Annotated in this window: 12 protein-coding genes and 1 pseudogene; 6 read left to right on the top strand and 7 right to left on the bottom strand. The window is 61.3% G+C overall.

The annotated features are described in order from the left end of the window. The first annotated feature begins 18 nt into the window (after positions 1–18). Together rmuC and K3724_RS00125 are read left to right on the top strand one after the other, a co-directional pair. On the top strand, positions 19–1401 hold the full coding sequence (gene rmuC / locus K3724_RS00130) for a DNA recombination protein RmuC (protein WP_259988987.1): 1383 nt from the start codon (positions 19–21) through the stop codon (positions 1399–1401). Continuing rightward, on the top strand, positions 1402–2712 hold the full coding sequence (locus K3724_RS00125; RefSeq protein ID WP_259988985.1) for an adenylate/guanylate cyclase domain-containing protein: 1311 nt from the start codon (positions 1402–1404) through the stop codon (positions 2710–2712). Between the two features lie 9 nt (positions 2713–2721). On the opposite strand, the pseudogene K3724_RS00120 reads toward K3724_RS00125, so the two are convergent. Together K3724_RS00120 and truB are read right to left on the bottom strand one after the other, a co-directional pair. Further along, positions 2722–3496 (bottom strand): annotated as a pseudogene (locus K3724_RS00120) (IS5 family transposase). 92 nt (positions 3497–3588) lie between these two features. Further along, positions 3589–4500: a tRNA pseudouridine(55) synthase TruB gene (gene truB, locus K3724_RS00115; RefSeq protein ID WP_134830941.1), complete on the bottom strand. Its 912-nt coding sequence runs from the start codon at positions 4498–4500 to the stop codon at positions 3589–3591. A gap of 164 nt (positions 4501–4664) precedes the next feature. Between truB and K3724_RS00110 the strand changes: the two genes are divergently transcribed. After that, positions 4665–5318, top strand: a complete 654-nt coding sequence (locus K3724_RS00110) for an RluA family pseudouridine synthase (RefSeq protein ID WP_259988982.1) — start codon at positions 4665–4667, stop codon at positions 5316–5318. 8 nt (positions 5319–5326) lie between these two features. On the opposite strand, the gene K3724_RS00105 is transcribed toward K3724_RS00110, so the two are convergent. Beyond that, entirely contained in the window at positions 5327–5875 is a 549-nt protein-coding gene (locus tag K3724_RS00105) for a helix-turn-helix domain-containing protein (protein WP_164982656.1), read from the bottom strand. Between the two features lie 113 nt (positions 5876–5988). Between K3724_RS00105 and K3724_RS00100 the strand changes: the two genes are divergently transcribed. Beyond that, complete coding sequence (locus K3724_RS00100) at positions 5989–6702, top strand: AzlC family ABC transporter permease (RefSeq protein WP_259988979.1); 714 nt, start codon at positions 5989–5991, stop codon at positions 6700–6702. Continuing rightward, positions 6692–6988, top strand: a complete 297-nt coding sequence (locus tag K3724_RS00095; RefSeq protein ID WP_259988977.1) for an AzlD family protein — start codon at positions 6692–6694, stop codon at positions 6986–6988. The genes K3724_RS00100 and K3724_RS00095 overlap by 11 nt, the downstream gene beginning before the upstream one ends. 178 nt (positions 6989–7166) lie before the next feature. On the opposite strand, the gene K3724_RS00090 is transcribed toward K3724_RS00095, so the two are convergent. Beyond that, entirely contained in the window at positions 7167–8606 is a 1440-nt protein-coding gene (locus K3724_RS00090; RefSeq protein WP_259988975.1) for an aldehyde dehydrogenase family protein, read from the bottom strand. Between the two features lie 277 nt (positions 8607–8883). On the opposite strand from K3724_RS00090, the gene K3724_RS00085 reads away from it, so the two are divergent. Next, positions 8884–9537: a peroxiredoxin gene (locus K3724_RS00085; protein ID WP_134830944.1), complete on the top strand. Its 654-nt coding sequence runs from the start codon at positions 8884–8886 to the stop codon at positions 9535–9537. A 64-nt stretch (positions 9538–9601) separates the two neighbouring features. Here the strand turns inward: K3724_RS00085 and K3724_RS00080 are convergent, their stop codons facing one another. From K3724_RS00080 to pnp, 3 genes are all read right to left on the bottom strand, one after another. Next, positions 9602–10768 carry a rhamnan synthesis F family protein gene (locus tag K3724_RS00080; protein ID WP_259988971.1) on the bottom strand — a complete coding sequence of 389 codons (1167 nt, stop codon included), beginning with the start codon at positions 10766–10768 and terminating at the stop codon, positions 9602–9604. 42 nt (positions 10769–10810) lie between these two features. Next, the gene (locus K3724_RS00075) at positions 10811–11671 is read right to left on the bottom strand and encodes a glycosyltransferase family 2 protein (protein ID WP_259988969.1); all 861 of its coding nucleotides are present in this window, start codon (positions 11669–11671) and stop codon (positions 10811–10813) included. A 100-nt stretch (positions 11672–11771) separates the two neighbouring features. Then, complete coding sequence (gene pnp, locus K3724_RS00070) at positions 11772–13916, bottom strand: polyribonucleotide nucleotidyltransferase (protein WP_259988967.1); 2145 nt, start codon at positions 13914–13916, stop codon at positions 11772–11774. Between the last annotated feature and the right edge of the window lie 194 nt (positions 13917–14110).

The raw sequence follows: 14110 nt of genomic DNA, 5'->3' as shown, positions 1-14110 counted from the left end.
GTAAAGGGAGGACGAGCAGTGACACTGGAGCAAGCCCAATGGGCCATTTACGCGTTGGCCGGTCTGGCCGCTGTTATTGCCTTGGCTGGGCTGCGGCTGCGAGGCGCGGCCCGGCAGTTGGAACAGGCCAATGCAGGTCTGAGCCAGGAGGCGGCCGGGCTTCGGGCGGAGGTCAAGCGGCTGCCGGAGCTGAACGATGAGCTGGCAACCCTGCGCCGCACCAGCGATAATGAACGTGCCGCCCGGTATCAGGCTGAGGCACAAGTACAAGCGCTGAAGGCAGAACATGCAGCGCGGCTGGAAGAGCTCAAGCAGATGAATGCGCAGATGGAGCACAAATTTGCGGCGCTGGCCTCGGGCGTGCTGAAGCAGAACTCGGAAAGCTTCCTGAGCCTGGTCAGCGAACGGTTTCAGGCGCATAGCAAAACCGCGGATGCGGATCTGGCCAAGCGCCATGCAGCGATTGAAGGCTTGGTAAAGCCGCTGGATCAGAAGCTGGGTCAGTTTGGTGAACGGATCAAGGAAATCGAGAAGGCCCGCAACGAGGCCTATGGCGCGATCCAGACGCAGGTGAAACATTTGGCCGATGGCCAGGCGGCGTTGGGCGGCGAGACCCGCAAACTGGTGCAGGCGCTGCGCGCGCCCAAGACCCGCGGCCGCTGGGGTGAGATGCAGCTGCGCCAGGTTTTTGAGATGGCCGGGATGGCCGAGCATGTTGACTATGAGCTGGAGAAAAGCGTCGGCACCGATGACGGTCTGCGCCGCCCCGATGCAATAGTGCGCATCCCCGGCGGCAAGAGCATCGTAGTGGACGCCAAGACCCCGCTGGAGGGTTATCTGGACGCGTTGGAGGCCGAGACGCCCGATCAGCAGCAGCAGGCACTGCTGCGCCATTCGGGCCATGTGAAAACCCATGTGCGTCAGCTTGCCTCGAAATCCTATCAAAGCGCGCTGGGAGAGACACCGGATTTTGTGGTGATGTTCATCCCCGGTGAGACGTTTGTGTCCGCGGCGGTGGAGGCGGATCCAGGGTTGATTGAATATGCCTTTGAAAACAAGGTTCTGATCGCCACGCCGACCACCCTGATGGCGCTGGTCAAGTCCATAGCCTATGGCTGGCAGCAGGAGAAGATGGCAGAAAACGCAATCGAAGTGCAAAAGACTGCCAAGGAACTCTATGACCGGCTGGCGACGTTTTCCAAGAACCTCGCCTCCGTCGGCAAGTCACTGTCGTCATCGGTGAACAACTACAACAAGGCCGTTGGCTCGCTGGAAGCCCGCGTGCTGCCCTCGGCCCGCCGGTTCGAGGCGATGGGCGTGGTGGCCAACGGCGCGGAACTGGAAGATCCTGGCCAGGTGGAAGTCGAGCCGCGCCAGGTGGCGCTGCTGGCGGAGGAGTAGATGCGGTTGCCGCTGGTTTCAGGCGCGAGCAACTTCAACCCCGGCGGGGCGGTGCTGCTGCGTGCGGCGGAATTAGAAGCCGAGCGCATTGTGGCACTGTTGCGGATTGCCGTGTCTGCCGGGCTGCTGGCGGCCTTGGTTCTTGCGGTTGATGCAGTGCAGACGGTGGGCCAGGACTACCTTTGGCACCAAGTCGGCCTGGCGGCGGCAACCCTACTTGCCTATCTTACGGTTGGTGTCTTGAGTTTTGCGGCTATCCGCAAAGGCGTGTTCCGGCACTGGATGATCTGGGCAGCAGTGACCGCTGACGGTGTCTTTCTTTTCCTGAATTCCTGGTTGTCTTTGGTGAATTCCGGGCTGTCCGGCGAAGTTGTCTTTGCCATGCCTTCGGCCTGGATGGCACCGCTGATCCTGGCTTTTGGCGTGTTGCGTTTCAACCCGCTGCTGCTGGGATACCAAGTGCTGCTGGTTGCGGCCGGACTTTTGTGGCTGGTTCTGTGGGAACCGGCGATCGTCTCTGACGCTGCCATGCAGCGGGTGCATCTGGCCATGGCCACACCCCCCAATCTTATGCGGGTGCTGATGGTGGCGCTGGCTGGTTTGGTGCTGATGGTTGCGGCGCTTCGGATGCGGGGACTGCTGCACCGCTCCATAGAAGAAACGCGGCAGAAGGCCAATCTGACCCGCTATCTGCCGGCCCAGATGGCGGGCCGTCTTGCCGGCGGCGGGCTGGAGGCGTTGCAGGAAGGCCGCCAGCAGAAAATGGCGATCCTATTCATTGATATCCGCGGCTTCACCAGCTGGTGCGAGGGCCGCGAGCCGCAAGATGTCAGCAGACTGATCACCGAGTTCCGCACCCGTGTCGAATTGGTGGCGGGCCGGACTGGCGGTCTGATCGACAAATACATCGGCGACGCAGCGATGATCCTGTTTGAGGGTGAGCGGGCTGCAGCGCGGGCGCTGGATTGCGCCGAAGGGCTGCTTGTGGAGATGGAGGCTTGGCGCCAGGAACGGGAGGCTACTGGAGAGGCCGGTCTGGCCGCAGGGATCGGTGTGCATTGGGGTGAGGTGTTTTCGGGTGTCACCGGCACACCGGCACGGCTGGAGTATTCCGTGTTCGGAGACACGGTGAACACAGCGGCGCGGCTGGAGCAGCTGACCAAGACAAATGGCATGGCGCTGATCGCGTCTGCAACCTTGCTGCAGGAAGCCGGCACAGAGCCCGCGCGCGGCGGCTGGACCGCGCTGCCGGCGGAGCAATTGCGCGGGCGCCGCAGCGGGCTCGCGCTTTTCGCAAAGGCGCAAGCCTAGGGTCAGGCCTCATAGCAAAACGATGACGATTGCGGCGAGAGCGATAGCGGAGAGGAAGACCTTCGGGCATCTGCCGTATCGCGTTGCCACACGCCTCCAATCTTTGAGCCTGCCAAACATGATCTCGATCACTGCCCGGCAGTGCATTGCGCAGCAATGTCACGAGAGGGGCGGTGGCGCCGTTTGTAGCGGCCTTTTTCGTATCTGACCGGTGTCTTGCGCTGCTTCCGGCCCGGGATGCAGGCGCGTATCCCTTTGTCTTTCAATGCTTCCCGGAACCAATCGGCATCATAGCCGCGATCTCCAAGCATCCAGTCGGCATCCGGCAAACAGCTGAGCAGCGCCCGTGCCCCGATGCAGTCGCTGACCTGTCCAGCGGTGACGAACAGGCTCGACGGGCGGCCCTGGCTGTCGCAGATGGCATGCAGCTTGGTATTCATGCCATCTTTGGTCCGGCCCCTCTCGGGGCATCACGGTCTTCTCTTCGCCGTGTCCGGCTGCCAAACCGGCCATCATCTGCGCAAAAATACCCTTGTCGCTCCAGCGTTTCCAACGGTTGTAAAGCGTTCACCGGGCTTACGCCGCCCCACCGGGGCGACGGTCCCGCCTCACTGTGCGGGCCGTATTCCCTGGCAGCATCCCGCCACCTTAAGCCATTGCGGTTTATAAAGATAATCCCACTCAAGACACGCCGGTCATCAACACATGGCTTTCTATGGGACTTCGGGTAATAAGGCTCCAGTCGCGCCATCTGCGTATCGGTCAGCCAAAAGAGATCAGACAGGTTCACCGCTCGATTTTTCGACCGGTGAATCATGACGATCAATCGAAATCAATGGGTCCTGACCCTAGCGGTCTGGACCGGTTGCAGGCAGGTCATTCCGGCTGCACAAACACCCGGCTCGGGTGCAATTCACCAGCCTTGTAGATCCCCACAGCCACCGCCTGCCCGTCCAGCGAAGCCCAAGCTTCATCGCCGTACTCCACATCTGCGGCCATCACCATGCCCGGGTTGCCATTGCGCAAGCGCACTGCACCCTGCGGGGTGCATTTCAGCTCGGGCAGGTCGGCAAGCCCTTCTTCCAGGGGCCGCAGATATTGGTCCAGATCAGTGGATTTCGCCAACTCATCCACCAGTTCCAGCGAGACGCCGTCTTCGGCATCAAACGGACCGGACCAGGTCCGCCGAAGCTGTTTCACATGGCCATGGCAGCCCAGCGCCGCGCCCAGATCGCGGGCGATAGAACGCACATATCCGCCTTTGCCGCAGGTCATCTCCAGCACCACGTGGTCTTCGTCGGGACGGTCCAGCAGGATCAGCTCTTCGACCCACAGCGGGCGGGCAGAAAGCTCTACCTCTTCGCCGTCACGCGCCAGTTTATAGGCACGCTGGCCGTCAATCTTCACCGCAGAGAACTTGGGTGGCACCTGCATGATCTCGCCCAGGAACGGCAGCAGTGCATCCTTGATCTGTTCGTCTGTGGGGCGCTCGGCGCTTTCGGCAATCACCTCGCCCTCGGCATCGTCGGTATTGGTTGCAGAACCCAGCCGCACAGTGAAGGTATAGGCCTTCAACGCGTCGGTTATATAGGGCACAGTCTTGGTTGCCTCGCCCAGCGCCACGGCCAGAACACCGGTTGCCTCGGGGTCCAGGGTGCCCGCATGGCCTGCCTTCTTGGCATCCAGCGCCCAGCGCACCTTGTTCACAACTGCCGTGCTGGTCAGCCCCGCGGGCTTGTCCACCACCAGCCAGCCGGAAATATCGCGCCCTTTGCGTTTGCGTGCCATGCCTAGTCCCCATGTGTATGTGAGGCGCGCCAGTTACCGGATCGCCGGGACAGTGTCAATTTAGCAAATGCCCGGTCCCGAAGGAAAGCCTGGAAAGAAGCCCGATGGGGACCGGTACAGGCCAGTGCTTGCCCCTGCCAGCCAGTGGCGCTAGGCAGGCGGTCATGGCCGTTTCAAGCGAATACACCCCGCCGCAGAACCCGCTGGAGATCCTGCACCACGACGCCGAGCTGCTGGCAGTAAACAAGCCTGCCGGGCTGTTGTCGGTACCTGGCCGTGGCGCGCATCTGGCCGATTGCCTGATCACCCGCATTCAGGCCGTATTCCCCGAGGCGCTGCTGGTTCATCGGCTGGACCGGGATACGTCAGGTGTGATGGTGTTCGGCCTCACCCCGCATGCGCAGCGGCATCTGTCAATGCAGTTTGAAAAGCGCACGGCGAAAAAGGCCTATGTGGCGCGGGTGGCTGGCAGGCTGGAGCCGCGCAGCGGCACGGTGGATCTGCCGCTGATTGTGGATTGGCCGAACCGGCCCAAGCAGATGGTCTGCAATGAGAGCGGCAAGCCTGCCGTCACCGGCTGGCGGGTCATGAAATACGAGGACGGTGCGACGCGGGTGCGGCTGACACCGAAGACCGGGCGCACGCATCAGCTGCGGGTGCATATGCTGTCGCTGGGCCACCCGATCCTGGGCGACCCGCTTTATGCCAGCGGTGCAGCAATGGAGTATCCCAGGCTCATGCTGCATTCCCAGGAGCTGCGGATCAAACACCCGGACAGCGGCGAGTCGCTGAAATTCCGGGTGACGCCGGAGTTCTGAGGCCCCGGTCAGGGCGCCTCCATCACCATCAGGAACAATGTGCCGGACCGCGTCGCCTCATAGCTATGCGGGTGATCGCCGGGAAAGCTGTAGTAATCGCCCGGCCACAGCAGCTCCTCCTGCCCTTCCAGCCCTGCCCGCATCTGCCCGGAACAGACCAGCATATGCTCTACTGTGCCGCGCGGGTGCGGCGCGGCGCGGCGGATCTCTCCCGGCTGCATCACCACGCGGTAGACATCCCGGCGCACATTCGGTGGGCTGCGGGACAATAATACGGCAGCGAAGTCTGACTGCTCCGACTCCAGCACTTCACCTTCGCTTGCGCGGATCAGCTTGGTCGCGGGTGCCTCTGTTTCAAACAGCAAACTCAGCGGTACGTCCAGCGCTGCGGCCAGTGCCCAAAGCGTCTCGACACTGGGATTCCCGTTTCCGGCTTCCAGCTGCGAAAGGGTTGATTTTGCAATTCCAGCCTGTGCGGCCAGCCCCGACAGCGACATTCCCGCGCGGCTGCGCTCGCGTTGGATGGCGGCAGCAATCATTTGATGGGGCGCTGACATGTTCGGTATTTCACCCTTTTGTTCGACTTGACGAACGACCGTGTCGTTCGGTATACAAAACCCGCGTTCGGTTTAAGCGAAATCATGCCCCGTTTCCAGAGGAACTGCCCTCAATGGCAATCCAGAACATCTCCGCCCGGTCCCCCGCCTTCAGCCAACTGTCCTCCGGACTGCGGGATATCCTGCCATTGGCTGCCGGCGTTGCTGTCTATGGGCTGGCATTCGGCCTGCTCGCAGCACAGGCAAGCATGGACGGGCTGCAGACCGGAGTAATGGGCACCATCGTCTTTGCCGGATCTTCACAGATCATCGCAGTGGAGCGGCTGGTTGCCGGCACCGGCGCGGGTGCCGCCATTCTGGCCGGGCTGGCACTGAACCTGCGGCTGCTTCTGATCACCGCCTCGCTGCGGGATGAGTATTCCGGACGGCCCTGGTGGCAAGTGCTGCTAGGGGTGCATCTGGCCACCGACGAGAATTGGGCCCTGATGCACGCGATGCGCGCGCGCGGCCATCAAGCTGGTTACTGGTACTTGGTTGGCGGCGGCATCGGGCTGATTGCAGTCTGGGTGCTGTCCACAGTGGCAGGCGCGGGTTTTGCCGGCACTGTGCCAGAACCCAAGGCCCTGGGTATGGATTTTGCCTTCACCGCAGCTTTCATCGCCATTCTCCGGTCGCTGTGGAGCGGCTCAACCATGGTTTTGCCCTGGGCCGGTTCTGCGGCCATCGTTTTGCTGACCGGCCTGTTAACGCCGCTGGACCCTACCTGGACACTGATCCTGGGTGGTCTGGGCGGAGCGGTCCTTGCCGGAGTGCTGAATGATGACTGAAACATGGATCCTGATTTTCGGGCTGGCAGCGGCTACTTTTGCGGTACGGCTGTCCGGTTATCTCCTAGGCCAACGGCTGCCGGATCACGGCCCTTGGGCGCGCGGTCTGCAGGCGCTGCCGGGCTGCCTGATCCTGTCGCTGGTCACCTACCTCTTGATGCAGGGCGGCCCGCAGGAATGGGCAGCCGGAACGGTGGCCCTGGCAGTGGCTCTTGCCACCCGCAGCCTGCCCCTGACCATGGCTGCCGGAATAGCTGCAATCTGCCTGCTTAGAGCCTATTTCTGACCAACCCCGCGCAGGCCCCCTGCCCGTGCGCAGCACGGGCCACGCCCAAGGCTGAGGACCGCCCGGCGCAGCCGGGGGGATTGAAGACGCGGGAGCACTGCCAGTGCTCCAAAAACAACGCCGCAAAAAGGAAAGCCGCCCGGGCGGGCGGCTTTCCATGACTTCGTAGGTTGCAGACTTATTCAGCCGCCCAGCCGCCGACGGCCTTCACTTCCAGGAAGTCCTCAATGCCCCATTTACCGCCTTCACGGCCTTTACCGGACTGCTTCATGCCGCCGAAGGGCGAACCGGCCGAGCGCGACTTGCCGTTCATCTCGACCATGCCAGAGCGCAGCGCGCGAGCCATGCGGTTGGCGCGGGCCCCGTCCTGAGTCTGCACATAATTGGTCAACCCATAAGGCGTGTCGTTGGCGATCCCGATCGCATCTTCCTCATTCTCGAAGGGAATGATCGACAGAACCGGGCCAAAGATCTCTTCGCGCGCAATGGTCATCTGGTTGTTCACATCGGCAAAGACCGTGGGCTTTACATAGTAGCCCTTATTCAAACCGTCCGGGCGCCCGGTGCCGCCGGCAATCAGCTTGGCGCCTTCATCGATGCCCTGCTGGATCAGATCCTGGATCTTGGTCCACTGCATCTCGTTCACCACAGGGCCGATGTGACGGCCTTCCTGGCTGGCCGGGCCGACCTCGATCTTGGCTGCCACTTCTGCGGCTTCGGCAACCACGCGGTCGTAGATGCTGTTCTGCACCAGCATCCGGCTGGGCGCGTTGCAGCTTTGACCGGTGTTTTGCATCATGTGCAGCACACCGCGCTTCACGGCCTTCTCATCTGCATCCTCAAAGATCACATTGGCGCCTTTGCCGCCCAGCTCCAGATCCACCTTTTTCAGGGTCGGCGCCGCAGCCTGAGTAATTGCAATACCCGCTCGGGTGGAGCCAGTGAAGGAAATCATATCCACATCCGGATGGGTGGTCAGCTGCGAACCAACGCCCATGCCGTCGCCGTTCACCAGGTTGAACACACCCGCAGGGAAGCCGGCCTCATCCATCAATTCGGCAAAGATCATCGCATTCAGCGGGCTTTGTTCCGAGGGCTTCAGCACCATGGTGCAGCCGGCAACCGCTGCTGCGCCGACCTTGAGCGTCACCTGGTTCATCGGCCAGTTCCACGGCGTGATCAGCGCGCACACACCCACTGCCTCGTGGATGATGCGATCGTTGGGGCTGCGGTCGTTCAGCGGCGCGTCAAAGTCGAACTCTTTGGCCGCAGCGATGAAGTTGCGCAGGTGCCAGCTGCCGGCACCGACTTGCGAGCTGCGCGACATGTCGATCGGCGCGCCCATTTCCAAAGACATCGCCTGGGCCAGGTCCTCGGCGCGGGCTTCATAGACATCGACCAGCTTTTCCACCAGCGCAATGCGCTCTGCCACCGGGGTCGCCATCCAGCCCGGCAGCGCTGCCTTGGCCGCGGCAACGGCGGCGTTGGTGTCAGCCTCGGACCCCAGCGAGATCACCGCGCAGGGTTCCTCGGTCGAGGGGTCAATCACTTCGAAGTCATTAGCGGCAGAGGGGGCGACCCACTGGCCGTTGATGTAAAATTCGCGTTTCTCGATCATCTGGGAACTCCCAATTCAGACGTATTTCCGGTATCGGCTTGCCGGTTTTGCGGTCACTCTGTCACTGCACCTCACAGGGGGCAAGGGTCTTTGCCGCATAATTTGATCAAATTATTGCAGGCTCTGTCAATGGCCGTTTGGACCGGTTGCAATCTTTCGCCATGACTGCTTGCAGCAATTTATCGTGGTTTCCCGGCACGGGGGCTGTATCGTTGCGCTAGACTACTTAGGTTGCAATCAAGACGACTCAAAACACATCTGACAAGGAGATACCGCCATGGGTTTGCGCATTAACGACACGGTCCCGGATTTTACTGCGGAAACGGATCAGGGCACCATCACCTTCCATGATTGGATCGGCGACAGCTGGGCGATTCTGTTCTCGCACCCCAAGGATTTCACCCCGGTCTGCACCACCGAATTTTCCGCCGTGGCGCAGCTGAGCGAGGAATGGAGCAAGCGCAACACCAAGGTCCTTGGCGTTTCGGTTGACGGGGTTGAGGACCATAAGAAATGGAAAAAGGACATCGAGGAATACGGCAAGGCCGCGCCGGGCTTCCCGATCATCGCTGACGACGGTTTGGCAGTTTCCAAAGCTTTCGACATGCTGCCCGCCGAGGCGTATTTGCCCGATGGCCGCACCCCGGCGGACAGCGCCACTGTGCGGTCGGTTTTCATCATCGGCCCGGACAAGCAGCTGAAACTGTCGATGACCTATCCGATGACAGTGGGCCGCAACTTTGCCGAGATCCTGCGGGCGCTGGACGGTTTGCAGATGTCGCTGGGCAAGGGCGTTGCCACCCCTGCGAACTGGATGCCCGGCGAGGATGTGATCATTCCGCCGACGGTGTCGAACGAAGACGCCAAGGCGAAGTTCGGCGAATTCGAGACCATCTTCCCCTACCTGCGCAAGACCAAAGCACCTGAGTAACCGGCGCTTTCCATCGCAGTGATTACAAGCCGCTTTCGGGCGGCTTGTTTTTTGTCTTTACTTACTAATGCCCGTCCGGTGCCGGTGGAAAATCCGGTGCCCGGCTTTGACGCAATTGCCGCGCCTCTGCCGCTATGGCTTGGCCGGCCTCGCCCTTCAGTCCGGCAGCAAATCGCAGGGTTATGTCCGACCCGTCCCGGGTCAACCAGCACGGCGACTTCTTGAGGAAGGTGAACCCTGCCTCGGCATGCAGATAAGCTGGCATTGTGTAACTGACGCCCTGGGTTGCGACCGCTGTCAGGATGAAAGCCAGGTAATCCTCTGCCTGGGCGCCGTCTGACAGCAACCTTGCCTTCAGCGCCGCCAGGCTGGGGCGGCCAAAGATGACGGTTTCCTTGGCGATACACCGGATCTCCTCCTGTGGCAGCTGCGCCAGCCGCTGATCCAGATCTGCAGTCTTCAGCACGGCCCCATGCGAAAACCCATGTGCCAGAACCCATTGGGTAAGACCGGTTTCACCGCGGCGGACGATGAATTTCTTGTTGTTGGTCAGCGGGAAGCGCCTCCAGAACCTGAGGAAGCCCGGATCCTCCATCAACCGCCCTGACAGCATCAGCGCATAAGAGCAGTACTGGAAATTGCGGCTGGCGGTGGAATACCCCCAATTGATGCTGCGGAAATTTTCTGCATCCACCCGCGGGTGACCGTAGTTGCAGGCGGCAGCCGCAAAATCCGCATCCAGCGCCTGTGCTTCCGTCAGCCAGTCGCCTGCCCCTGGCAGCGGAAACCAGGAGGAATCATTCAGCAGCACCAGCCGGTCAATCTGTTCCAGCCGCGCGCGTGCCGCCAGCAACCCGTCGCGGTAACCGCCAAAGTCATATCCGAAATTCGGGCGTTCTATGCACAGCCAGCAGACGTCGCTCAGCCGTTGCCGGTCTTCCTCGCTAAGCGGGATGTTGGAGACCACAACCGGAGCGTAGCCGCTGGCGATCAGGTACCGCAGAGCGATGAAATGCGAGGCTTGCAGTCCCTGACTGGGGAAAATCAAGTAGACCGCAGGCTGCGGACCGGCCGGAATGGCGCCTTCGGTGCAGCGGATATTGCGGGCCAGGAACGCGTCGTAATACCAGCGCCCCAGCAGCAGCGAGCCGAGGCGGCTGGGCAGCTGAGTGATCTGCTGAAACGGGCGTTTCAGCTCGCGGGTGATTTTCCAAAACGGGGACCGTCTCATGCGGGACACCTGTAACTTTAAACTGTTGGAAGGCCAGCCCGGTCAGTCTTGCTGCCATGGCGGAGGGAGGTCTGCGGATTGCTGGACAGCACTGCTAAGAACCGCACGGAAGTAATACCAGTTCTTGGACCGTTTACGCGCCGACAACAGGTTCAGCGGTGAGATCAATTGCAGCGACGCCTCCCCCAAGGCCCGCAGAAACCCAAAAGGCAAGCCGTGCTTGCGGGCGCCATAGACGCGCGACTGGCCCATGTACCAGGCTTTCAATGCCGCGGTTTTAGCGGAGCGCTCGGTGGAATGGCCCAGCAGATGCCGGACCTGCGCTGCGTAAACATAACGCAGCGGCCCGCATTCCGCCTTCAGCCGCAGGCTGAGGTCGTCGTCTTCGTGGAACAGGAATATTTTGGGGTCAAAGCCACCGACCTGGTCAAAAGCGGATTTCCGCACCAGCAGGGCACCGCCCGAAAGCACCGGCACCTCGCCGTCCTGCTTCGCGGCATCCCGCCCCAACCACAGCGATTTCGCAATCAGCTTGCTGCGGCGCTTGAAGAACAGCGAACCGTCGCCTTTGACAATGCGGGTGTTGAAAGCGGATGCTTCGGGGTGTGCATCGGCGGCTTCTAATAGACGCTCCAGCGTGTCCTCGAACAGTTCGGCATCGGGGTTCACAAAGAACAGAAACTCAGTGCCTGCCTGTGCAGCCCCCTGATTGCAGGCCGGACCAAAGCCGGTGTTTTCCGGATTTTCAATGAACCGGGCACCATGCGCTGCGGCCAGCGCCCGGGTGTCTACTGCATCCCGGGAGGCGTTATCGACCAGAATGCAAGGCACCGAAGCTGGAATGGAGCGCAACAGGTTCTCAGCTACGGCTGAGGAGTTGTAGGTGACCGTAATGATGGTCACACGGGGCGGCAAAGACTGTTCCATAAGCGTCCCGGCGGAAATGGAAAACCCGGGGCACGGATCGCGCGCCCCGGGTTGTTTATGTGCAGTCAGACGGGGATCAGTCCTGCTCTGCTTTTTCTTTCGCTTCCGGCGCGATTTCTTCGCCGGTTTCCTGATCGACGATTTTCATCGATAGGCGGACCTTGCCGCGATCATCAAAGCCCAGCAGCTTGACCTTCACTTCCTGGCCTTCCTTCAGAACGTCCGAAGGATGGTTCAGGCGGCGGTTTTCGATCTGGGAAACATGCACCAGGCCGTCGCGCTTGCCGAAGAAGTTCACGAAGGCGCCGAAGTCGACGATCTTCACAACCTTACCAGTGTAGACTTGGCCTTCTTCCGGCTCTGCCACGATCGAATAGATCATGTCATAGGCCTTTTTGATGGCTTCGCCGTTCGGGCTGGCGATCTTGATGATGCCATCGTCGTTGATGTCGACTTTGGCGCCGGACACTTCGACGATCTCGCGGATCACCTTGCCGCCGGAACCGATCACTTCACGGATCTTGTCGGTCGGGATCTGCATGGTCTCGATGCGCGGAGCGTGGACTGAGAAGTCGGACGCTTCGGTCAGGGCTTTTGCCATCTCACCCAGAATGTGGATACGGCCGTCTTTGGCCTGGGCCAGGGCTTTCTCCATGATCTCGGGCGTGATGCCTGCGACCTTGATGTCCATCTGCAGCGAGGTGATGCCGTTTTCGGTGCCTGCCACTTTGAAGTCCATGTCGCCCAGATGGTCTTCGTCACCCAGGATGTCCGACAGGATCGCGTAAGAACCGTCGTCTTCCAGGATCAGGCCCATCGCAACACCGGCAACCGGTGCCTTCAGCGGCACACCTGCGTCCATCATCGACAGCGAGCCGCCGCAGACAGAAGCCATCGAGGACGAACCGTTCGATTCGGTGATCTCGGAGACCAGGCGGATGGTGTAGGGGAAGTCGGTTGCCGCGGGCAGAACCGCCTGCAGCGCACGCCAAGCCAGCTTGCCGTGGCCGATTTCGCGGCGGCCGGGGCCGCCAACACGGCCAACTTCACCCACCGAGTAGGGCGGAAAGTTGTAATGCAGCAGGAAGTTGGACTTGAAGTTGCCGTGCAGCGCGTCGATGAACTGCTCGTCGTCGCCGGTGCCCAGCGTGGTCACAACCAGACCCTGGGTTTCACCACGGGTGAACAGCGCCGAACCATGGGTCCGCGGCAGCAGGCCGGTTTCGGACTCAATCGCGCGGATCTCGTCGGTTTTACGTCCGTCGATCCGCTTGCCGGTTTTGACAACATCGCCGCGCAGAATGCCGGCTTCCAGTTTTTTCAGCGCGGAACCCAGGTTTGCATCGCCCAGCTGCTCTTCGGACAGAGCACCCTTAATGGTTTCACGGGCGGCGGCAACAGCGGCGGTGCGCTCCTGCTTGTCGCTGATCGCAAAGGCGGCGCGCATCTCGGTTTCGCCAGCCGCTTTGACAGCTTCGTACAGCTCGGAGTAATCCGGCGCCTGGAAGTCGAACGGCTCTTTCGCGGCTTCTTCGGCCAGCGAGATGATCAGGTCGATAACCGGCTGGATCTGCTCGTGGGCAAATTTCACCGCACCCAGCATTTCTGCTTCGGACAGCTCGTAAGCTTCCGATTCCACCATCATCACGGCGTCTTTGGTGCCGGCGACAACCAGGTCCAGACGCTGTTCCGGGTTCAGGCGCAGGTCCTGCATGTCGTCAACGGTCGGGTTCAGGATGTATTCGCCACCCTCGAAACCAACACGGGCACAGGCAATCGGGCCCATGAACGGCGCGCCCGAAAGGGTCAGCGCAGCGGAGGCGGCGATCATTGCAACCATGTCCGGGTCGTTGACCAGGTCGTGCGACAGCACGGTGCACATCACCAGCACTTCGTTCTTGAAGCCGGGGACAAACAGCGGGCGGATCGGACGGTCGATCAGACGCGCGGTCAGGGTTTCTTTTTCGGTCGGGCGCGCTTCGCGCTTGAAGAAGCCGCCGGGCACTTTGCCCGCAGCATAGTATTTTTCCTGGTAATGCACGGTCAGCGGGAAGAAGTCCTGGCCGGGCTTCTGCTGACGGGCAAAGGTCACGTTGGCCATGACCGAGGTTTCGCCCAGCGTGGCAATCACAGAGCCATCAGCCTGGCGGGCAACCTTGCCGGTTTCCAGTGTAAGCGTCTCTTCGCCCCACTGCATCGATTTTTTCGAAACGTTAAACATCTAGCGTATCCTAATTGGGAGCACTCCCGGCCCTCCGGGTCTCCCGTTTGCGTGGCGGCCCCATTGCCGCCGGCCCCCTCTATCTTGCTTTCGCGTGCCGGGGCCTGGCACATCGTCTCAGACAAGCCCGCGCATACATGAGTTTGGGGTAAATTGAAAGGGAAAGCGGCAAGCGTCAGCCACCCTGGGCAGCA

Source organism: Leisingera sp. M658, from assembly GCF_025144145.1.
Taxonomy (GTDB): domain Bacteria; phylum Pseudomonadota; class Alphaproteobacteria; order Rhodobacterales; family Rhodobacteraceae; genus Leisingera.
Note: the sequence above shows the minus strand (reverse complement) of the source record. Positions and strands in the feature narration are given on the sequence as shown.

Coding starts and splice junctions, on each gene's coding strand:
- K3724_RS00125 (WP_259988985.1), top strand. CDS start 1,402: ATGCGGTTGCCGCTGGTTTCAGGCGCGAGCAACTTCAACCCCGGCGGG.
- truB (WP_134830941.1), bottom strand. CDS start 4,500: ATGGCACGCAAACGCAAAGGGCGCGATATTTCCGGCTGGCTGGTGGTG.
- K3724_RS00110 (WP_259988982.1), top strand. CDS start 4,665: ATGGCCGTTTCAAGCGAATACACCCCGCCGCAGAACCCGCTGGAGATC.
- K3724_RS00105 (WP_164982656.1), bottom strand. CDS start 5,875: ATGTCAGCGCCCCATCAAATGATTGCTGCCGCCATCCAACGCGAGCGC.
- K3724_RS00100 (WP_259988979.1), top strand. CDS start 5,989: ATGGCAATCCAGAACATCTCCGCCCGGTCCCCCGCCTTCAGCCAACTG.
- K3724_RS00095 (WP_259988977.1), top strand. CDS start 6,692: ATGATGACTGAAACATGGATCCTGATTTTCGGGCTGGCAGCGGCTACT.
- K3724_RS00090 (WP_259988975.1), bottom strand. CDS start 8,606: ATGATCGAGAAACGCGAATTTTACATCAACGGCCAGTGGGTCGCCCCC.
- K3724_RS00085 (WP_134830944.1), top strand. CDS start 8,884: ATGGGTTTGCGCATTAACGACACGGTCCCGGATTTTACTGCGGAAACG.
- K3724_RS00080 (WP_259988971.1), bottom strand. CDS start 10,768: ATGAGACGGTCCCCGTTTTGGAAAATCACCCGCGAGCTGAAACGCCCG.
- pnp (WP_259988967.1), bottom strand. CDS start 13,916: ATGTTTAACGTTTCGAAAAAATCGATGCAGTGGGGCGAAGAGACGCTT.